General features: G+C 71.5%; 18 protein-coding genes and 1 tRNA gene. 11 read left to right on the top strand and 8 right to left on the bottom strand.

Annotated features, from left to right (window positions below):
• The first annotated feature begins 23 nt into the window (after positions 1 to 23).
• From QQM67_RS16235 to QQM67_RS16225, 3 genes are read left to right on the top strand one after another with little or no spacing between them, the layout of a single operon-like run.
• Positions 24 to 971, top strand: coding sequence for an ABC transporter permease subunit (locus QQM67_RS16235; RefSeq protein WP_399067095.1), 948 nt, complete (start codon positions 24 to 26; stop codon positions 969 to 971).
• Between the two features lie 11 nt (positions 972 to 982).
• Positions 983 to 2,371, top strand: a complete 1,389-nt coding sequence (locus QQM67_RS16230) for an ABC transporter substrate-binding protein (RefSeq protein WP_314174595.1) — start codon at positions 983 to 985, stop codon at positions 2,369 to 2,371.
• A gap of 51 nt (positions 2,372 to 2,422) precedes the next feature.
• Complete coding sequence (locus QQM67_RS16225) at positions 2,423 to 3,634, top strand: Gfo/Idh/MocA family protein (RefSeq protein ID WP_314174594.1); 1,212 nt, start codon at positions 2,423 to 2,425, stop codon at positions 3,632 to 3,634.
• Positions 3,635 to 3,812: 178 nt separating this feature from the next.
• Here the strand turns inward: QQM67_RS16225 and QQM67_RS16220 are convergent, their stop codons facing one another.
• Both QQM67_RS16220 and QQM67_RS16215 read right to left on the bottom strand, forming a co-directional pair.
• A complete protein-coding gene (locus tag QQM67_RS16220) occupies positions 3,813 to 6,374 on the bottom strand; it encodes an ABC transporter permease (RefSeq protein ID WP_314174593.1) in 2,562 nt (853 codons plus the stop codon).
• A 94-nt stretch (positions 6,375 to 6,468) separates the two neighbouring features.
• A complete protein-coding gene (locus QQM67_RS16215) occupies positions 6,469 to 7,260 on the bottom strand; it encodes an ABC transporter ATP-binding protein (RefSeq protein ID WP_314174592.1) in 792 nt (263 codons plus the stop codon).
• 454 nt (positions 7,261 to 7,714) lie between these two features.
• Between QQM67_RS16215 and QQM67_RS16210 the strand changes: the two genes are divergently transcribed.
• A tRNA-Leu gene (locus tag QQM67_RS16210) sits at positions 7,715 to 7,800 on the top strand.
• Between the two features lie 123 nt (positions 7,801 to 7,923).
• On the opposite strand, the gene QQM67_RS16205 is transcribed toward QQM67_RS16210, so the two are convergent.
• Positions 7,924 to 10,359: a SpoIIE family protein phosphatase gene (locus tag QQM67_RS16205; RefSeq protein WP_314174591.1), complete on the bottom strand. Its 2,436-nt coding sequence runs from the start codon at positions 10,357 to 10,359 to the stop codon at positions 7,924 to 7,926.
• A 320-nt stretch (positions 10,360 to 10,679) separates the two neighbouring features.
• Complete coding sequence (locus QQM67_RS16200) at positions 10,680 to 11,006, bottom strand: hypothetical protein (RefSeq protein WP_314174590.1); 327 nt, start codon at positions 11,004 to 11,006, stop codon at positions 10,680 to 10,682.
• Between the two features lie 290 nt (positions 11,007 to 11,296).
• On the opposite strand from QQM67_RS16200, the gene QQM67_RS16195 reads away from it, so the two are divergent.
• Positions 11,297 to 12,208, top strand: coding sequence for a DMT family transporter (locus QQM67_RS16195; protein WP_314174589.1), 912 nt, complete (start codon positions 11,297 to 11,299; stop codon positions 12,206 to 12,208).
• 129 nt (positions 12,209 to 12,337) lie between these two features.
• Here QQM67_RS16195 and QQM67_RS16190 read toward each other — a convergent pair whose 3' ends face one another.
• The 4 genes from QQM67_RS16190 to QQM67_RS16175 all read right to left on the bottom strand — a co-directional run bounded on the left by QQM67_RS16190 (position 12,338) and on the right by QQM67_RS16175 (position 16,503).
• The gene (locus QQM67_RS16190) at positions 12,338 to 13,906 is read right to left on the bottom strand and encodes an MFS transporter (protein ID WP_314174588.1); all 1,569 of its coding nucleotides are present in this window, start codon (positions 13,904 to 13,906) and stop codon (positions 12,338 to 12,340) included.
• Between the two features lie 190 nt (positions 13,907 to 14,096).
• Positions 14,097 to 14,777: a DUF305 domain-containing protein gene (locus QQM67_RS16185; RefSeq protein ID WP_314174587.1), complete on the bottom strand. Its 681-nt coding sequence runs from the start codon at positions 14,775 to 14,777 to the stop codon at positions 14,097 to 14,099.
• A gap of 89 nt (positions 14,778 to 14,866) precedes the next feature.
• On the bottom strand, positions 14,867 to 15,334 hold the full coding sequence (locus QQM67_RS16180; RefSeq protein WP_314174586.1) for a DUF6153 family protein: 468 nt from the start codon (positions 15,332 to 15,334) through the stop codon (positions 14,867 to 14,869).
• A gap of 146 nt (positions 15,335 to 15,480) precedes the next feature.
• Positions 15,481 to 16,503: a helix-turn-helix domain-containing protein gene (locus tag QQM67_RS16175; protein WP_314174585.1), complete on the bottom strand. Its 1,023-nt coding sequence runs from the start codon at positions 16,501 to 16,503 to the stop codon at positions 15,481 to 15,483.
• Positions 16,504 to 16,554: 51 nt separating this feature from the next.
• Between QQM67_RS16175 and QQM67_RS16170 the strand changes: the two genes are divergently transcribed.
• The 6 genes from QQM67_RS16170 to QQM67_RS16145 all read left to right on the top strand — a co-directional run bounded on the left by QQM67_RS16170 (position 16,555) and on the right by QQM67_RS16145 (position 19,308).
• Entirely contained in the window at positions 16,555 to 17,025 is a 471-nt protein-coding gene (locus tag QQM67_RS16170; RefSeq protein WP_314174584.1) for a cupin domain-containing protein, read from the top strand.
• A 110-nt stretch (positions 17,026 to 17,135) separates the two neighbouring features.
• Positions 17,136 to 17,375, top strand: coding sequence for a hypothetical protein (locus QQM67_RS16165; protein ID WP_314175144.1), 240 nt, complete (start codon positions 17,136 to 17,138; stop codon positions 17,373 to 17,375).
• Entirely contained in the window at positions 17,372 to 17,914 is a 543-nt protein-coding gene (locus tag QQM67_RS16160; RefSeq protein WP_314174583.1) for a monovalent cation/H+ antiporter complex subunit F, read from the top strand. The genes QQM67_RS16165 and QQM67_RS16160 overlap by 4 nt, the downstream gene beginning before the upstream one ends.
• On the top strand, positions 17,907 to 18,191 hold the full coding sequence (locus QQM67_RS16155) for a Na(+)/H(+) antiporter subunit B (protein WP_314174582.1): 285 nt from the start codon (positions 17,907 to 17,909) through the stop codon (positions 18,189 to 18,191). Before QQM67_RS16160 ends, QQM67_RS16155 begins: the two co-directional genes overlap by 8 nt.
• A complete protein-coding gene (locus QQM67_RS16150) occupies positions 18,188 to 18,967 on the top strand; it encodes an MnhB domain-containing protein (RefSeq protein ID WP_314174581.1) in 780 nt (259 codons plus the stop codon). The genes QQM67_RS16155 and QQM67_RS16150 overlap by 4 nt, the downstream gene beginning before the upstream one ends.
• Positions 18,964 to 19,308 (top strand): sodium:proton antiporter, encoded by a 345-nt coding sequence (locus tag QQM67_RS16145; RefSeq protein ID WP_314174580.1) that lies wholly within the window; start codon positions 18,964 to 18,966, stop codon positions 19,306 to 19,308. Before QQM67_RS16150 ends, QQM67_RS16145 begins: the two co-directional genes overlap by 4 nt.

Genomic DNA, 19,308 nt, shown 5'->3' with positions numbered 1-19,308 from the left:
GAGGACCCGCAGTGACGGCAACGATGACGCACGCCGGGACCGGCAGCGGGGCGGAGCCCCTCGGGTTGCCGGCCGGCGGCAGGCGCGAGCGGCGGGCACGGCCGTACGGGCGCTGGCTTGCCTGGGCGGCGATGGCCGTGATCACTCTGATCACGCTGTTCCCGTTCTACTGGATGCTGAGGACGGCCTTCTCCACGAACGCCGCCCTCGCCACGGCCCCGGCCTCGCCGCTTCCGGTCGACTTCAGCCTCGGCGGGTTTCTGCGGGTCTTCGGGCTCCAGAGCACCCGCGAGGCTCTCGCGGAGGGAGGCTCCGGCGGCTCGCTCGACTTCTGGCGCTACCTGGCCAATTCGGTGCTGGTCTCCACGCTCGTCACCTGCTGCCAGGTCTTCTTCGCCGCGATGGCCGCCTATGCCTTCGCGCGGCTGCGATGGCGCGGCAGGGAGGCGGTCTTCGGGTTCGTCCTGGGCGGCCTGATGATCCCCGCCGTCTTCACGCTGCTGCCGAACTTCGTACTGATCAAGGAAGCCGGCCTGGTGGACAGCCTGGCCGGCGTCACGGTGCCGATGGTGTTCATGACGATGCCGTTCGCCGTGTTCTTCCTCCGCCAGTTCTTCCTCAACATCTCCCATGAGGTGGAGGAGGCCGCGCTCATCGACGGAGCGGGCCGGATCCGCGTCTTCTTCCGGCTGATACTGCCGATGTCCACGGCGCCCATCGCGACGCTGGGCATCCTCACCTACATCACGGCGTGGAACGAGTACTTCTGGCCGTTGATGGTCTCCTACAGCGGCAGTTCGCGCGTGCTCACCGTCGCGCTGAGCGTCTTCCGGGCGCAGACCCCGCAGACCGGCACCGACTGGGCAGGGCTGATGGCGGCCACCTTCGTCGCCGCGCTGCCGATGGTCCTGCTGTTCGCCCTGCTGGCCAAGCGCATCGTCAACTCCATCGGCTTCAGCGGCATCAAGTGAAGGAGAGCGGGATGAGTACCGAAGCACGCGGCACCCGGCGCCGCCTGCTCACCACGGCCGGCGCGGCCTCCCTCGCGGCACTGGCTCTGACGCTTCCGGGCCTCGGCTGCGCGCCGCAGAAGACCACGGGCGCCGACAAGAGCACGGTCTCGTACTGGATGTGGGACGCCGCACAGCAGCCGGCGTACGAGGCGTGCGCGAAGGAGTTCCACAAGAGGAACCCCGGGCTGCGCGTGGAGATCACCCAGATCGGCTGGGACTCGTACTGGACGAAGCTCACGGCGAGCTTCATCGCCGGCACACAGCCGGACGTCTTCACCAACCACGTCGCCAAGTACCCGCAGTACGAAGGGCTCGGCGTGCTCAGCCCGCTGGACGAGCTCGGCCCGACCCGCGGCATCGAGGCGTCCGACTTCGAACCGAGCCTCGCCCGGCCCTGGACGGGCCGGGACGGCCACCGCTACGGCGCGCCCAAGGACTGGGACACCATCGGCGTCTTCTACAACAAGAAGATCACCAGGGCGGCGGGCGTCAGCGACGCCGAACTGCGGGAGATGAGCTGGAACCCGCGCGACGGCGGCAGCTTCGAGAAGGTGCTCGCCCGGCTGACGGTCGACGCGAACGGCAAGCACGGGGACGAGCCCGGCTTCGACAAGGACAAGGTCGTCCGCTACGGGCTGGCGACCAACGACGCGGGGGGAGACAACCACGGCCAGACACAGTGGAGTTCCTTCGCGGCGTCCGCCGGCTGGCACTACACGGACAAGAACCCGTGGGGCGAGCACTACAACTACGGCCAGAAGCGCTTCCAGAACACCATCGACTGGTATTTCGGCCTCGCCGAGAAGGGCTACATGGCCCCGCTCGAGGACTACTCGGACACCAACCACCCCGAGACACAGCTCGGTTCGGGCAAGGCCGCCCTCGCCATGCACGGCTCCTGGATGCTCAGCACGTTCGCCGGCCTCAAGGGCGTCGACCTGGGCATCGCCCCGACGCCCAAGGGCCCGACGGGCAAGCGCGCCTCGATGATGGGCGGCCTCGCCGACTCCATACCGAAGCAGGCGAAGAACAAGGCGGGCGCAGCCAAGTGGGTCGCCTTCCTCGCCTCGGACGACTGCCAGAACCTGGTGGGCAAGAACGCGATCGTCTTCCCGGCAACCTGCGAGGGCACTGAGAAGGCCGTCGCCGCCCACCGCAAGAACGGGCTGGACGTCTCGGCCTTCACCCGCCACCTGAAGGAGGGGACCACCTTCTCCTTCCCGGTGAGCGACCACGCGGCCGACGTCAACGCCATCATGATCCCCGCCATGCAGGACATCTACGCGGGCGAATCCCCGGCAAGCTCCCTCACGGAGACCAACAGGCAGATCAACTTCCTCTTCCAACAGGACCATTGAGCCAGCAAGACAATTGACGTAACGACGGCACGCACAGGAAAGGCTTCGCCCGTGCCCTTCTCCATCGGAATCGTCGGCGCCGGACAGTTCGCCGGCTCCTTCGCCAAGCTCTTCCGGCTGCACCCCGGCGTCGGCGAGATACACGTCACCGACCTCCTCCCCGAGCGCGCCGAGCGGCTCGTCGCCGCGGAGGGGCTGACCGGCACCGTGGGCTCGTTCGAGGAGCTGCTCGCGACGGACGTCGACGCCGTCGCGCTCTTCACCCAGCGCTGGACCCACGGGCCGCTCGCGGTGCAGGCGCTGCGCGCCGGCAAGCACGTCTACTCGGCCGTTCCCATGGCCGTCTCGCAGGAGGAGACGGCGGCCGTGATCGAGGCCGTCAAGGAGACCGGCCTGACGTACATGATGGGCGAGACCAGCCACTACAACCCGGCCACCGTCTACGCGCGCGAGAAGATCGCCCAGGGCGGCTTCGGCCGCCTCTTCTACGCCGAGGGCGACTACGTCCACGACATGGACCTCGGCTTCTACGACGCCTACCGCTACAGCGGCGGCGAGCGGTGGAAGGAGACGGCGAGCTATCCGCCGCTGCTCTACCCCACACACAGCATCGGCGGGGTGCTGGGCGCCTGGCGGACGCATGCGACGAGCGTCAGCGCCGTCGGCGTCCGTGACGAGCGCGGCGACGGCGTCTTCGACCGGGAGATCAGCCAGTTCGGCAACGACATCTCCAACGCGACGGCGCTCTTCGAGGTCGACGGGGGCGGCTCGTTCCGTACGAACGAGTTCCGCCGGGTCGGATACCCCTCGCACATCCGTGAGTCCCGCTTCCGCTTCTTCGGCACCGAGGGCAGCTTCGAGCAGCTGGCCACCGTCAGCCTCTGGCAGGACAAGAGCGGCGTCACGGACGTCTCGGAGCATCTGCAAGCCGTGCCGACCCTGCCCGCGGACGACCCGTCACTCGCGGACGTCTCGCCCGCTCTGCGCGACGCGTTCATCTCCGGTACGGCGCCGGTGCACGACCGGGCCCGGCTGCCGGGGGAGTTCGCCCACGCGCCCAACGGGCACGAGGGCAGCCACCACTTCCTCGTCGACGACTTCGTGACCGCCGTCAACGAGGGCGCTCTGCCCTCCGTCAACGCCTGGGTCGCGGCCCGTTACACGCTGCCCGGCATCGTCGCGCACGACTCGGCGCTGCGCGACGGCGAGCGGCTCGCCGTCCCCGACTTCGGGGACGCACCGGGCACGGCACCGGCGGCCTGACACGGAGCACGCACAGCCTCGTACGGACAACAAAGCCGCGGCCCGGCCCTCGTGAAGAGGACCGGGCCGCGGCGTGCGCACTCGGGCTGAAGCCTGGCTGATCGTGCCGGCTCATCGTGCCCGGCTCATCGGGCCGAGCCGAACGTGCCGAGCCGAACCGGCCCGAACGTGCCGCGCCCTACTCGGTCTTGATCGCGGTGAGCATGTTCAGCTTGGCGGCCCGCCGCGCCGGCCACAGCGCCGCGAGCATGCCCACGAGCGCCGCCAGCCCCAGGAAGATGCCCATCCGCTCCCACGGCAGCACCAGCGTGTACGTCGACAGCGACAGCCCGACGACCTTGCCCGCGGCCCATCCGAAGAACACGCCGAGACCGATGCCGAGCACTCCGCCGAAGAGCGAGATGACGAGCGACTCCAGCCGCACCATCCGCTTGATGCCCCGCCGGTCCAGGCCGATGGCGCGCAGCATCCCGATCTCCTGCGACCGTTCGAAGACGGACATCGCAAGGGTGTTGACCACGCCCAGCACCGCGACGATCACGGCCATCGCGAGCAGCCCGTAGAGCATGTTGAGCATCAGCGTGAAGACCTGGGCGATGGACTCCGAGACGTCCTTCTCGTCCTGCACGAGCACGGCCGGGTTGTTGCCCATGGCCTTCTCCAGGGAGGCCTTGACCGCGTCACCCGCGCCGTCCTTCGTCTTGACCATGACCTGCATGCTGGAGATCTGCCGCATGTGCGGATCGAGGGTCCCGGTGTCGACCATGATGCCCTTGATCATCTCGTTGCCCTCGTAGACGCCCGAGACGGTCATCCGGCTCTTCTTGCCGTCCTCGAAGGTGACGGGGAAGGTCGAACCGGACTTCCAGCCCTTGGACTTGGCGGTGTCCTTGTCCACCACGGCCTTGTTGCCGGACAGCCCGTCCCAGCCGCCCGAGACGAACGGCAGGTCGGTGAGGTCGCTGATCGACTCGCCCTTGACGCCCGTCAGGAACTCGGTCGAACCGCCCACCTTGGCGGCGGAGTTGCGCAGCGGGCTCAGCGACTCGACCTGGTCCGTCCCGGCGAGCTTCCGCTCCACCTGCGGGGAGAGCGGCGTGTGGTTGGCCATGCTGACGGTGTAGTCGGCCTTCAGCGAGTCGGTGGCCAGCTTCTCGATGGCCTGCTGCACGCTTCCCGCGATCACCGTCATGCCGGTGATGAGGGTCAGGCCGATCATCAGGGCGGACGCCGTCGCGGCGGTGCGGCGCGGATTGCGTACGGAGTTCTGACGCGCGAGCTTCCCCGAGACCCCGAAGACCCGCATGAACGGCGCGGCTGCCGCGATCAGCGGACGCGACAGCAGCGGCGTCAGCACGAAGACGCCGATCAGCAGCGTGGCCGCGCCGGCCGAGAGCGGGATCTTGGCGGTGTCGCGGTCGTCCATGCCCGCGCCGTAGAGCACCAGGGCGGTGCCCGCCCCGGCGAGCAGCACGCCGATCGTGTTCCGTACGACGAGCGAACGCGTCGTCGCCGCGGCGTGCACGCTGCTCATCGCCGCCACCGGCGGGATCTTCGCGGCCTTGCGGGCCGGCAGCCACGCGGCGAGGACGGTCACCACGATGCCCGTGGCGAGCGACGCGGCGACCGCGGTGCTGTCGACGATGAGCGGCCCGTCCGGCACCGTCGCGCCGAACCTGCCCATCAGCGAACGGAGCGCCGCGCCGATGCCGACGCCCGCGCCCAGCCCGGCCACGGCCGCGACGGCACCCACGACGAGCGCCTCGATGAGCACGGAGCGCGTGACCTGGCGCCGTCCGGCGCCGACGGCACGCAGCAGCGCCAGCTCCTTGGTGCGCTGCGCGACGAGCATCGTGAAGGTGTTGGCGATGATGAAGATGCCGACGAACAGGGAGATGCCCGCGAAGACCAGCATCGCGGTCTGCATGCCGCTCATGCTCTTCTTGATCGTCTCCGACTGGTCGGACGCGAGCTTCTTGCCGGTGACGGCCTTCGCACCCGCCGGAAGGACGTCCTTCGCCTGGGACTTCAGCTCGCTCTGCGAGGTGCCCGCGGCGGCCTTCAGCGTGATCTGGTCGTACTGTCCCGGCTGGGCGAAGAGCCGCTGGGCGGTGGGGGTGTCGAAGAGCACGAGGGTGCCGCCGGCGGCCACGTTGCCGTCGTCGGTGGTGAAGATGCCGACGACGCGCTGCTCGAGCACGGGCCCGTCGACCGACATGCGGGCGGTGTCGCCGACCTTGAAGCCGACGCGCTTCGCGCTCGCCGAGTCGATGGCGACCTCGTCCGAACCGTGCGGCGCCCGGCCCTGTTTCATCGGGTAGCGGGCGTCCTCGCCCCGGCCGCCGCGGCCGGCGTCGTAGTTGCCGCCCGTGGTCTGCCAGCCCTCGCCGACGAGCTTCCCCTTCTTGTCGGCGAGCGCGGTGAAGCCCGTGACGGAGCCGCTGGCGCTCTCGGTGCCGGGCAGCTCGCGGGCCTTGTCGAGAGTGGCCTGCGTCAGCTTCTTCTCGTCGCCCTGGCTGCCGCCGGGCGGGCCGGGAGCCGCCGCGGAGCCGGAGGGCGGCGTGATGGCGAGATCGACGTTGCTGTAGCCCTTCTCCGAACTCTTCTGGTACGCGGCGGAGATGGTCGAGGTGAAGACCAGGGTGCCGGAGACGAAGGCCACGCCGAGCAGTACGGCGAGCACGGTCATCAGCAGCCGGGCCTTGTGCGCGAAGACGTTGCGCAAGGCGGTACGGAGCATCGAATGAGTCCTGAAGTCCTGAAGTCCTGAAGTCCTGGTTACTGCTTGGCGGTTGCGGCTCGTGGCGAGCCGCCGGGCGCGCCGGGGGCGCGGATCAGCTCGTGAGCACTCGGGCGTCGAGGTTCTTCATGCGCTCCAGCACCGACTCGGCGGTCGGCCCGGACATGTCGTCGACGATGCGTCCGTCGGCGAGGAAGACGACGCGGTCCGCGTAGGCGGCGGCCACCGGGTCGTGGGTGACCATGACGATCGTCTGGCCCAACTCCCGTACGGAGTTGCGCAGGAAGCCCAGGACCTCCGCGCCGGCGCGGGAGTCGAGGTTGCCGGTCGGCTCGTCGCCGAAGATGATCTCCGGGCGGCTCGCGAGTGCACGGGCCACCGCCACACGCTGCTGCTGCCCGCCGGAGAGCTGGCTGGGACGGTGCTTGAGCCGCCCCGACAGGCCCACGGTCTCGATGACGCGGTCGAGCCAGCCCTTGTCGGCCTTGCGGCCCGCGATGTCGAGCGGAAGCGTGATGTTCTCCAGGGCGTTCAGCGTCGGCAGCAGGTTGTACGCCTGGAAGATGAAGCCGATCCGGTCGCGCCGCAGCCGCGTCAGCTTCTTGTCCTTGAGCCCCGTCAGTTCGGTGTCACCGATCCGGGCGCTGCCGCCGGAGACCGAGTCGAGCCCGGCCATGCAGTGCATGAGCGTCGACTTCCCGGAGCCCGACGGCCCCATGATCGCGGTGTATTCCGCCCTGCGGAACTCGACGGAGACGCGGTCCAGGGCGACCACCTTGGTCTCGCCCTGCCCGTAGACCTTGGAGAGGTCCGTGGCGCGCGCTGCGGCGACGCCGGGGGGCGCTGGTGCAGCGGCCGGTACGCGGGAGGAGTAGGTGGTGGTCACGGAAGTGCGCTCCTGTCGGGACGGTGTGCGGATCTCGGGACCACACCATGTTGTCCTCCCGTGCGCCCCCACGGATCAGCCCCCGTGCCCGTATCGGGGCCAGCCTTCTGAGGTATGCCGGTGGCGTGCGGTCATCCCTGGGTATGACGGCCGCCCTGAGAGCGGGGGCGGGGGCCGGTCCCGCGGCGGACGCCGGGGCGGCGGTCCGGCGGCGGAATGCGAATTCCAGTGTCCGGACGGCGACTTTCCGTCATTTCCCGTGACAGGGACGTGATCGGGGCGACGCTCCGAAGTGGGCCACGCGGCGCTGACGCCTCGTCAGTTGCCCATAAAATAAGACAACATCGAGCTCACGCCCCGCAGTTGGGGGCCTGACGCTGGATAGGCTCTACCTGCACCCTGGGGTAGGAACCTGCACGCTCTGCGTAACCGATCTGCGGGTCCTGGAGCCGGTGCCCGGATGGTGGAATGTAGACACGACGAGCTTAAACCTCGTTGGCCCTGAGGGCCGTGCCGGTTCAAGTCCGGCTCCGGGCACCACCCGTGGGGTGCGCCGACGGCGCGTACGTGAGTGGTACGAGGCGGCATGGCCCGGTGCCGATCCGCGCAACTCCCGGTGAATTCCCCGTACTTCCGGCTCCGGCTGCCCGACCGCCCGACCGCTCAGGGCAGCGCCTGCTCCGTCCAGATCGTCTTGCCGGAGGTCGTGTAGCGGGTGCCCCAGCGCTGCACCATCTGCGCGACGATGAACAGCCCGCGTCCGCCCTCGTCGTCGGTGGCGCTGTGCCGCAGGTTGGGCGAGGTGTGGCCCTTGTCGGAGACCTCGCAGTGCAGGCTGCGGTCCCGGATGAGGCGGAGATAGACGGGGCCGACTGCGTGCCGGATCGCGTTGGTGACGAGCTCGCTGACGACCAGTTCGGTGGTGAACGCCATTTCGTCCAGGCCCCATTCGGCGAGCTGGTCCAGGACGAGCGTGCGTGCGCGCCCGACCGCGCTGGGCTCGGCGGTCAGCTCCCAGCCGATGACCTGGTCGGCTCCCAGTTCGTGTGTACGGGCCAGCAGCAGGGCGGCGTCGTCGGTGGCCGGGCCGTCGGGCTGGAGTTCGTTCAGAGCCCGGTCGCACATCTCCTCCAGCGTGCCCTCGCGGTCGCTGAGCACGCCCTTGAGCTTCGCGACGCCGGTGTCGATGTCCCGGTCGCGGTCCTGGACGAGGCCTCCGGTGAACAGCGCCAGGAGGCTGCCCTCCGGCAGCTCGATCTCCATGGACTCGAAGGGCAGCCCGCCCACGCCCAGCGGCGGACCCGGCGGGATGTCGAGCAGCGTGAAGTTGCCCTCGGGGTCGACGCTGGCGGCCGGCGGATGCCCGGCGCGGGCGGCTGTGCACACCCGGGAGACCGGGTCGTAGACGGCGTAGAGGCAGGCGACGCCGAGCCCCTCGTCGGTGCCCGGAACGGCGCCGGGCTCCTGGTCCTCGGCGCCCTGGAGCACGAGGTCGTCCAGCCGGGAGAGGAGTTCGTCGGGGGTGAGATCGAGCCGGGCCAGGGCCCTGACGGTCGTACGCAGCCGCCCCATCGTCGCGGCGGCGTTCACCCCGTGGCCCACGACGTCGCCGACGACCAGGCCCACGCGCGTGCCGGACAGCGCGATCACGTCGAACCAGTCGCCGCCGACGCCCAGTCCGACATCGGACGGCAGATAGCGGTGCGCCACCTCGACGGCCGACTGCTCGGGCAGGCCCCTGGGCAGCAGGTTGCGCTGGAGCGTCAGCGCGGAGGCGCGCTCCCGCGTGTAGCGGCGGGCGTTGTCGATGGAGAGCGCGGTGCGGGTCGCCAACTCGTTGGCGAGCGCGAGCTCGTCGTATTCGAACGGGGCGGGATTGTCACTGCGCAGAAACGTGACGAGGCCCATCGTGGTGCCCCTGGCACGCAGCGGCACCGCGAGCGTGGAGTGGACGCCGGCCTCGGTCTCCTCCTCGTCCGTGTCCGCGCGGCGCTGGCGGTCCACGGTGACGGCCTTGCGCGAAGCGAGCGAGGTGAGCTGTGGCGAGCCGGTTTCGTACTCGACGGGGTAGGGACCGGCGGAGGGCGTGTCCTCGCTCGAACCGTCCGCGTACGGGGTGCCCACGCGCTCCACCACTCGTACCAGCGACGGGGAGGCCCCGTGCGGACGGGGCTCCTCGCCCTCCAGCACCCCCTCCACCAGGTCGACCGTGACGCTGTCGGCGAAGGCGGGGATGACGACCTCCGCGATCTCCCTCGCGGTGGTGATCATGTCGAGCGTGGTGCCGATGCGGACTCCCGCGCGGACGGTCAGCGCGAGCCGCTGCTGGGCGCGGTAGCGGTCGGTGATGTCGAGGGCGTCCTCGCACACGCCGATCACGTGCCCGTCGCCGTCCATCAGGCGGTAGTACGCGCAGGACCAGACGTGGTCGTGTTCCGGGTCGGCGGGCGGCCGGGCCTCGTAGAGCACGCCGAAGACCGGCTTGCCCGTGTCGATCACGGACTGCATGACGTCTTCGAGCGCGGCCGGATAGCCCTCCGAGATCACCTCGCCGCCGCCGTACAGCTCGTTCACGCGCTTGCCCGCGTACTCGCTGAACTTGCGGTCTATCTCGCTCTGGTACTTGGCGTTTATCCACGTCAGCCGCAGATCGGTGTCGTAGATGCCCAGGCCGATGGGCGACTGCGTCGCGAGGCCGCGAAGCATCGCCTGGTGCGCCTCCCAGGAGCGCAGCGGCTCCAGCGCGGCGGCGACCATGATCTGCGGTGATCCGTTCTGTCCGGCCAGGGAGCAGACCGTCGTCGCCAGCTCCATGCGGTGGCCGTCGCGGTGGCGGGCGAGGCGGGCTTCGCTGCGGCATGCCGGACCGGCGGACCGGTCGAGGAGCTCGATGAGCGGCTGTTCCTGGGACGTACGGCCCACTATCAGCGTCTCGAGCGGCCGGCCCAGAATCTCGCGCGGTTCATAGCCGAAGAGCTCTTCGGCGGCTTCGCTCCACCCGATGACCACGCTGTCGCTGTCGAGCAGCACCGTGGCCGCACTCGTCACGTCGAGTGGCCCACGGAAGTCGATGGTCTCGGCCTCGCTCCACGCATTCATGGCACCAATCCAGCCCGGATACGTTTCTTACAGGGTCGATCCATAACCGAGCAGATACAACCGCAGTCGGCGGATGCGCGCTCCTGTGATGAAAGCGGGACATAAAGGTGTCCTGGGGTGTACGGAGGGCCCTCGGCCGCTCATGGCGGCGCGTGCGGGAAAGGCTGGAATTCGCGGGCGCACGCGATGGCTGAGGGGGCGCACCGATGTCTGCGCGTGCTCGGGGTCACGGGCGGAGCGTGCACGGAGCGTGGTGCGCGGCCCGTATCGGCGTACGGACGGTGACCGGGTGCGGTCGCGGGCAGGGGTGCGGCTGCCCGCTACTGCGGGCCTCTGGTGTCCCGGCGCTGGCGGCGCGAGACATTGCGGCGGCCCGGCCTGGACGGGGTGGGGCGCTGGGACCGGGGAGTGGAACAGGTCGGGCACCAGTAGCCGATGCCCCGCGTGAACGTCCAGCCCTGCTGCTCGATGTACGGGGCCGCTCGTGCGCTGCTGTGCAGGATGTGCCCGAAGAGGTCTTCCTCGATCGGCGGCGGAGCCTCGTTGATCACAAGGTCGAACACGGCACGAGCGGGGCAGCCGATGTCGTCGCAGGCCAGGTAGAACCGCACGGGTCCCGGCGCCTCGCCCTCGGTCATCAGGCTCATGACTCAACGCTAAGCAGCACGCGCCGGAGCGGTGGGAGCTGTTGCAGAAGCGAGGTCCGCGGCGCCGGCCGGTGCGGCCTTTCCGGCCACCCCGGATCCGTACGGCGGGTGTTCGGCCGGTGGGGCCGCCTTGGTCCGCCTTGGTCCGCTCCGTGGTCAATCGCCTGTGTCGCGGCCTCGCAGCCATCGGGCTTCGGACATTTGGGAGATGCTGAGCTTCATCAGTCGAATCTCCCGATCCGGACGGCCCGCAGTGCATCGCGGGGCCCGCTCAAGCGCCGTGGAGTGGCATGCCGATCTTGGTCTATGTGTACGGCCTGGTCGGGGCCTGTTTTCTGGGCCTCGGGTTCGTACTCCAGCAGGACGCCGCAGCGCGCGCCCCGCTCGCGGACATCCTCTCGTTCCGGCTGCTGCTCGACCTGATGAAGGTGCCGCGCTGGCTGTGCGGCATCGGCTTCATGGTGGTCGGCCAGATCCTCAGCGCCCTCGCGCTGGCACAGGGCGACGTCTCACGGGTCGAGCCGCTGCTCGCCACCAACCTGCTCTTCGCCATGGCGCTGGCCCGCTACATCAGCGGGCAGCGTCTCGGACGCGTGGGCTGGGCCGGTGTGGTGCTGCTCAGCGGGGGCGTCGCGCTGTTCGTGGCGGTCGGCTCGCCCGAGGGCGGCAGCGCGGACCACATCAGCGCCCTGCGGCACTGGCTGGTGCTGGGGTCGGTCGTGGCGGTAGCCCTGGTGCTCGTCGTCATCGCGCGGCACTTGCGGCTCGTGGAGGAGCCGCCGCTGCTGGCCGCGGCGGCGGGCGTCCTCTACGGGCTTCAGGACGCGCTGACGCGGGAGTCCAGCAAGATCCTGGACGACTCCGGCATCGTCGGGCTGGTCACGAGCTGGCAGCCGTACGTCGTCGTCGCGTCGGCCGTCGTCGGACTCGTGCTCGTGCAGAGCGCGTTCGAGGCGGGGCAGCTGCGGCAGTCCCTGCCCGCGCTGACGGCGGCCGAGCCGCTGGCCGGGATCGTGTGCGGGATCGGGTTCCTCGGCGACACGGTACGGGTGACGCCGCTGGCGATCACCGGGGAGATCCTCGGGCTGGGGGCGGCGGTCGGCGGGGTGTTCGTCCTGGGCCGGCACCCCGCGATGCCGACGGGGGCGGCGGCACCCACCGGCGAGAAGGCGGCGCTGGACGACAGCCGCCGCCCGCGGTAGCGCGGCGGAGCCGCCGGGGCGGCGCGCGGTCGTTCGTGCAGGTCCGCGTCCGGGGTGCTGGCGGTCCGCCGTTCTGGTCCGGCGTTCCGTTTCGGGGTGCTGGTCCCGGGTTCCGGCATGGCGTCCTGATCAGGGCTCCGGGTGGGAGACGCCGCCGTGCGGGGTCGGGGCCGGCGGCTCCGCGTCCTTGCGGGACACCCAGACGTCGGCGAGCGCCGCCGCCAGCGCGACCAGGACGAAGACCACGGAGAGCATCAGCCCGTGCTGGTACGCCGCGCGCCAGTCGTCCGGCGTGGGGGCGCCGTGGTCCGCGTTGAGGCGGGTGAAGAAGAGCGACCCGACGCCCGCGATGCCGATCGACGCCCCGATGCGCTGCGCGGTCTGGAGCACGCCGCCGGCGCTGCCGCCCCGGGCGACCGGAACCCGGGAGAGGGTCAGCGCCTGGTTCGGGGCGATGACGAAGCCGCTGCCCAGACCGGCGAGCAGCAGCGGCACCAGCAGATACCAGCCGGCGTCGTGGCCTCCGGCCTCGTGCGCGGTGAACGCGGTGCCCGCCAAACCGACGGCCGTCATGGCCAGCCCGCCCGCCACGAGCCTGCGCCCGTACCTGTCCACGTACCGTCCCCCGATCTGCGCGGTGGCCCCGGAACCCAGCGCGAACGGCGTGATGGCGAGGCCCGCCTGCAACGCGCTGTAGCCCAGCCCGCTCTGGAGGTAGAGCGTGGTGATGAAGAAGATCGACGTGAATCCCGCGAAGTGGAAGAGGATCAGCAGGCAGCCCGTCCAGTACGAGCGGATGCGGAACAGCGAGAGCGACACCAGCGGTTCCGTCTGCTTCCGGTCGCAACGCGACTCCCACCGTACGAAGCAGACCAGCAGCACCGCCGCGAGGACCAGCAGCAGCCACTTGCCGTCGCCGTGCCACTGCTGGGACTGGACGAAGGGCAGCAGAACCGCCAGGACCGCGGCGCCCAGCAGCGCGACGCCGACCGGGTCGAGGCTCTGCGAGCGCTGCTCGCCGGCGGTGGGGGTGTCGGGCAGCAGCCGGTGGGCGAGGAGGAAGCAGACGACGCCGATCGGGAGGTTGACGTAGAACACCCACCGCCAGCCCTCGTCCGCCCCCGCGGCCTGGATGATGACGCCGCCCAGCAGCGGCCCCACGGCGGTGGAGACGCCGACGACCGTGCCGAACATGCCGAACGCCCTGGCGCGTTCCCGCCCGGAGAACATCTGCTGGATGAGCGCGGAGACCTGCGGCGCGATCATCCCGCCGCCCAGGCCCTGCACGAGCCTGGCCCCGACGAGCCATGCGCTCGTACGGGCGGCTCCGCACGCGGCGGAGGCCAGTGTGAAGAGCAGGAGGCCGGCCATGAAGACGATGCGGCGGCCGCGGGCGTCGCCGAGCCGCCCCGAGGGGACGAGGAAGAGGCCGAAGGAGAGGGCGTAGCCGGAGAGCACCCACTGGAGTTCGGACTCGGTGGTGTGCAGGCCCGTCCGTACGGACGGCAGCGCGACGTTGACGATCGAGACGTCCAGCAGCGTCATGAATCCCGCGACGAGACAGACGGCCAGGGCCTGCCACCGGCGTGCGCCGCCCGGGCCGGTGTCCGTACGGGTGCCGGGGCCGGGGCCGGGGCCGGGACCGGGCTCGGGGTCCGGGCCGGGTCCTGGGCCCCCGGGCGGTCTCTCTTCGGGCACTGACGCTCCTCGCTCTGCGCACGCGGATCGCGGGCGCGGGTACCCGCGACGCGGCGTGATGCGCACACGTACTGCCTCAGGTGCGCACGCGTCCGGCGTCACGCACGCTGCCGGTGGGGCGGACGCCCGGCCGCCCGGACGAGAGCGACCGGCCCGCCCGGGGAGGACGAGCCGGTCGCGGATGCGGCGGTTACTTCTTCAGAAGCTCGCGCATCTCCCTGATCTCACCGGTCTGCGCGCGCCGGATGTCGCGCGCCATGTCCTTCGCCGGCTTGTACGAGCCCTTGGACTCCTCCGTACGGGCCATCTCCACCGCGCCCTGGTGATGTGCCGTCATCATCTCCAGGAACTGCCGGTCGAACTTCTCCCCGGACGCCTTCTTCAGCTGCTCCATGTCCCCGGAGGTCATCATCCCGGGCATCGAGTGGCCGGAGTGCTCCGAGTGCTCGGCGCCCCCTCCCGCCGCGGGGACCTTCTCGCCCCACGACTTCAGCCACCCGGACAGCTTCTCGATCTCGGGCTTCTGCGCCTTGCCGATCCGCGAGGCGAGCGACTTCACCTGCGCCGACTCCGCGCGGGACGAGGCCAGCGCGGCCATCTCGAGGGCCTGCCGGTGGTGGGGGATCATGCCCTCCGCGAAGGAGACGTCGGCGGCGGCACCCTTCGCGGGCTTCTCTCCCTTGTCCTGGGCCGCGCCGTGTGCGGATCCGTGGCCCTCTCCGCCGCCCTTGGCCTGGCTGTCCCCGCTCCCGCAGGCCGTGAGGGCCAGTGCCGCCACCGCTGCGGACGCCGCGGCGAACACCGCGCGATTGAGAGCCGAGCGGGGAGAGACGGACGAGCGGGCAGAGTCGATCGAACGGTATGTGGTCATGGCTGTACTGCTCCTGCGTTTCTGAGAGTTGACGGTTTCGGAGTGCGCCGGTCACGGCGGCGGCCCGGTGGCCGCACCGTGAGGCGCCCCTATATGCGCAGGAGTTGGAGCCGGTGCAGCGAGGGCGGCGGCCGTTCGCCGTCGGTGCGCGGCCGGTGGACCTCGGAACCTCCGGCGGTCTGCGGGCCGGGGGCGGTCACGGCGGCGGGGCCGTCCATGCTGGGCGAGCCGCTCGTGCCGCTGGCCGAACATGTCGCATCGGCGTGCGCGACGTGGCCGTCCGTACCGCCGCACTCGCACTCGACCACGTACTGACTCCCGGACATGGGACGGGAGTCGTGGGCGTGGCCCTGTGCGGCCTGGCCGTGGCCGGATTCGCCGGCCGCCGGTGCGGAGTGGGACATCGACCCGTGCCCGTGGGCCTCCGGTGACGGCGCCGATCCGATGCCGTGCATCGCGAGCACTCCGCACAGCACGGCCATGACCAGCAACGGCAGCACCCAGGCGCGCCCCTGCGGGGAGCGCGCGGAAGACGCCTGCCGGCGGTTGCTGATCACGGACGCATCGTACGGGTGCGGGCGCGGCCGCAGGCCGAGTTGTGTCCGATGGCCGAAGTTCCGGGGCGGAACCGCGCGGAGCAGCGCGTTCGCCCCGCCGCGCTCCGCCCCGGTCCTCGCCGCGACGTCGACGCGGCGAGGAGCCGTCAGGCGGTGCGCGCGCTGAACTGGCGGCGGTACGCGCTCGGCGAGAGGCCCGTGCGGCGTCGCAGTTGTGCTCGGAGATTCGCCGCTGTCCCGAGCCCGCTGAGGCGGGCCACCGTCCCGAGCGCGGTCTCGCCGCGCTCGATGAGGCGGCACGCCAGCGCGACGCGTTCCCCCGTGAGCCACGCGAGCGGCGTCGTGCCCAGCTCGGCCTGGAACCGCCGGTGCAGCGTCGCGGAGCTGACCGCGGCGTGCGCCGCGAGTCCGGCCACGGTCAGCGGCCGGTCCAGCCGCTCCCGCGCCCAGTCGAGTACGGGCGCGAGCGAGGCGTCCCGCGTGACCGGCACGGGCCGCTCCACGAACTGCCGCTGGCCGCCGTCGCGGTGGGCCGCGAAGACGAGACGGCGGCTCACGGCGTTCGCCACCTCGGCGCCGTGGTCGCGTGCGATCACATGGAGGCCGAGATCCAGGGCGGCGGCGCTGCCCGCGGCGGTGAGGACGCCGTCGTCTTCGACGAAGAGGACGTCCGGTTCCAGCCGTACGCCGGGATGGCGGGAGGCGAAGAGCTCCGCCCAGCGCCAGTGCGTCGTGGCCCGGCGCCCCTCCAGCACACCGGCCTCGGCCAGGGTGAACGCGCCCGTGCAGAAGCTGATCAGGCGCGCTCCGCGGGCCGAGGCCCTGCGGATCGCGTCCAGCACGGCGCCTCCCGGCCGTACTTCCGGATCGGGACGGTTGGGCACGACGACGGTGTCCGCCTCGTCCGCCGCCGCGAGGTCCGCCACGCCGCCGAGCGTGAACATGCCGCCGTGCATGGAGACTTCGCGGTCCGCGGCGCACAGAGTGAACTCGTACCAGGGCCGCTCCAGTTCGGGCCTGCGCAGCCCGAACAGCTCGGTGGCGACGCCCAGTTCGAAGGGGTTGGAGCCCTCGTCGACGATGACGGCGACGCGGTGCGGACAGTGCGCCCCGCCGCTCCGTCCCTCCTGCTGCTCGCCCCGTGCCGGCTGCGAGGATTCTTGCGACATATGCGATTCCTAGCAGTCCCGGGCCCGGCACACCAGGGCCACGATGGCGGCATGAGAGACGACCCCATCGATCTGCGCTCGGCGCTGGCCGCCTTCGACCAGCTGTGGAGCCCGCGCATCGTGACCAAGGTGAACGACTACGACGTCCGCGTCGCGAAGGTGGCGGGCGAACACGTATGGCACGTGCACGAGGACACCGACGAGTTCTTCCTCGTACTCGACGGAGAGCTGAGCATCGCGCTCCGCGACGGCGTCGAGTCCGGCCACGACACCGGCCATGAGACCGGCCATGAGACCGGCCATGAGACCGGCCATGACACGAGCGAGGACGGCTGCGGCCGGAGCGTCGTGCTCGGCGCGGGCTCCGTGTTCGTCGTCCCGCGCGGGGTGGAGCACAAGCCGTCCTCGGCGGGCGGCGCGTCGATCCTCCTCTTCGAACCGTCGGGCACGTCCTCCGTCGGCGACCGGCACGATCCCGTCCCCGCCCACGTGGACGCCACCACGGGCCACGCCCTGGACTGAGAGCCGGGCACGGCCCGGCCCGGGGCACGGCGCGCCGCGCCCCGCCGTGGAGCACGTGTGCGCTCGCCGCCGCGTGGTACACACACGCCCATGGCGGCGGAGGTGAGGGCGTGTTCGCGGGTTGGTTCGCGGGATTGCTCGCGGGTTCGGGACGGCTCGGCGCCGCGGAGGGGCTGAGGGCGGTCCCCGAAGTGCTCGCGTGGTGGGCCGTGCTGACGGGGCTCTGGCTGGTGCTGATCTCGACGGTCGACGCCGTCGAGATCGCGGTGGGCGCCGTCCTCGCGCTCCCCGCGGCCGTCGCCGCACGGGCGGCGCGACGGGCCGCGGGCAGGGCGGTGCGGTCCCGATGAGCACGTCCGAGGGCTGGCTCGCCGCCGCCATGGCGCCGCTGCTGTGCCTGCTGCCCGTCCTGTGGTACGTCGCGACGAGCGGCCCGAGCACGCGGCTCGTCGCGCAGAACCTCGGCCAACTCCTCGCCGCGCTCACGCTGTTGCTCGCCGCACAGGGCTTCCGCCGTCCCGACTACCTGGACCTGGCGCTCGTCCTCGCCGTCCTCGCGCCCGCGGGCACGCTGGTGTACGGGCGGTTCCTGGGCGGCCTGCCGCCCGCCCGCGTCGTGCGCTGGACCGCGCTGCTCGGGGTCCCCTCGGCGGTCGTACCGCTGTGTGCGGCGGCCGGTCCGGGGCGGCAGGCCGTCAAGCTGCTCGTGATCGGGGCGCTGCTGCTCGCGGGCGCGCTGGTGACGAGCGGAGGCTCGCAGCCCAGCACGGAGTCCGGCGCACCGCCGGACGCGCCCGAGCCCCAGCCGTACGTTCCCGAGCCCCGGCCGGACGAGGCCGGGGAGCCCGGAGAGAGCGGGCGGCGCGGAGGGGACGGGCCCCGTGACTGACGCGCTCATCGCCGTCGCCCTGCTCCTCGTCGCCGTGACGGCGACCGCGGCCGTGCTGAACCACGAGCCGTTGCGCCAGGCGCTCGTGCTGTCCTTCCTCGGCCTCGCGCTCGCGCTGCTCTTCGCCTTCGTCCAGGCTCCGGACGTGGGCCTGTCGCAGCTCGCCGTGGGCTCGGCGGTGACGCCGCTGATGATCGTGCTGACGGTACGGAAGGTGCGGCGCGGGCCGGGCGGCGGCGAAGCCCGCCGGGACGACCGCGGCGAGGAGGACCGGTGACCCGGCGCGGCAGGCTCGTGCTCTTCCTGGCCGCGGCGGCCGTCGTCGCGGCGTTCCTCGTCGCCGCGTTCGCCGTGCTCCCGCACTTCGGCGGCGGCCACCACCCCTACGGCGACCGGTCCGTGCACGCGGCGTTCGCGCACCGCACGGCCAACGTGGTCAGCTCCGTCAACTTCGACCAGCGCGCCCTCGACACGCTCGGAGAGGAGACGATCCTCTTCGCCGCCGTGCTCGGCGCCGTCGTGCTGCTGCGCCAGATCGCGGGGGAGCGCCGCCGCCCGCCGCGCCGTGCGAAGGTGTCCGCCGCGATCCGCCGCCTCGGTGTCCTGCTGCTGCCCGTCGCGCTGCTCGTCGGCCTGTACGTCGTGGCGCACGGCCAGATCACTCCCGGCGGGGGCTTCCAGGGCGGAGTCGTCGTGGCCACGGCGCTGCATCTGCTCTATGTGGCCGCGGACTACGGGGCGTTGGAGCGCATCCGGCCGCTGTCGCTGTACGAGGCGGGGGACGCGGCGGGCGAGGCGGCCTTCGCCGTCACGGGCATCGCGACCGTACTGGCCGGGTCGGCGTTCCTGGCCAACGTCCTGCCGTGGGGGACGTTCGCCACGCTGAGCTCCGCCGGCACGGTCGTCGTGCTCAACGCCGCCGTCGGCATGGAGGTGGCCTGCGGCATCGTCGTGCTGCTCGCGCACTTCCTCGACCAGGCCGTGGAGATCGAGGAGCCGCCCGGCCGCGGCGGCGCCCGCACCGGGGGCGGCGCGGAAGGCGGCGGCGGATGACGCTTCTGCCGTACCTCGTCTCCGCCTGGATCTTCCTGATCGGCGTGTACGGGCTGGTCACCAGCCGCAACCTCATCCACGCCGTCGGCTGTCTGTCCGTGACCCAGTCCTCGACGTACGTGCTGCTGCTCGCGATCGGCTACCGGCACGGCGGCACGGCGCCCGTGTACGCGGCCCTGCCGCGGGACGCCGTCGTCGTCGACCCCGTCGTGCAGGCGCTGACCCTGACCGACGTCGTCGTCGGCGCGACCGTGACGGCGCTTCTGCTGGCCCTCGTCATCCAGCTGCACAAGCGGCACGGCACCGTCGACCCCGACGAGCTGTCGGCGCTGAAGGGCTGA

Origin of the sequence: Streptomyces winkii (assembly GCF_032248595.1) — a bacterium.
Lineage (GTDB): Bacteria > Actinomycetota > Actinomycetes > Streptomycetales > Streptomycetaceae > Streptomyces > Streptomyces winkii.
The sequence above is the reverse complement of the archived record's forward strand: the minus strand, read 5'-3'. Positions and strand labels throughout refer to the sequence as shown.

Bases quoted from the DNA above. Each gene is read 5' to 3' on its own strand.
- QQM67_RS16235 (WP_399067095.1), top strand. From the start codon at position 24: ATGACGCACGCCGGGACCGGCAGCGGGGCGGAGCCCCTCGGGTTGCCG.
- QQM67_RS16230 (WP_314174595.1), top strand. From the start codon at position 983: ATGAGTACCGAAGCACGCGGCACCCGGCGCCGCCTGCTCACCACGGCC.
- QQM67_RS16220 (WP_314174593.1), bottom strand. From the start codon at position 6,374: ATGCTCCGTACCGCCTTGCGCAACGTCTTCGCGCACAAGGCCCGGCTG.
- QQM67_RS16205 (WP_314174591.1), bottom strand. From the start codon at position 10,359: ATGAATGCGTGGAGCGAGGCCGAGACCATCGACTTCCGTGGGCCACTC.
- QQM67_RS16200 (WP_314174590.1), bottom strand. From the start codon at position 11,006: ATGAGCCTGATGACCGAGGGCGAGGCGCCGGGACCCGTGCGGTTCTAC.
- QQM67_RS16195 (WP_314174589.1), top strand. From the start codon at position 11,297: ATGCCGATCTTGGTCTATGTGTACGGCCTGGTCGGGGCCTGTTTTCTG.
- QQM67_RS16185 (WP_314174587.1), bottom strand. From the start codon at position 14,777: ATGACCACATACCGTTCGATCGACTCTGCCCGCTCGTCCGTCTCTCCC.
- QQM67_RS16175 (WP_314174585.1), bottom strand. From the start codon at position 16,503: ATGTCGCAAGAATCCTCGCAGCCGGCACGGGGCGAGCAGCAGGAGGGA.
- QQM67_RS16170 (WP_314174584.1), top strand. From the start codon at position 16,555: ATGAGAGACGACCCCATCGATCTGCGCTCGGCGCTGGCCGCCTTCGAC.
- QQM67_RS16160 (WP_314174583.1), top strand. From the start codon at position 17,372: ATGAGCACGTCCGAGGGCTGGCTCGCCGCCGCCATGGCGCCGCTGCTG.
- QQM67_RS16145 (WP_314174580.1), top strand. From the start codon at position 18,964: ATGACGCTTCTGCCGTACCTCGTCTCCGCCTGGATCTTCCTGATCGGC.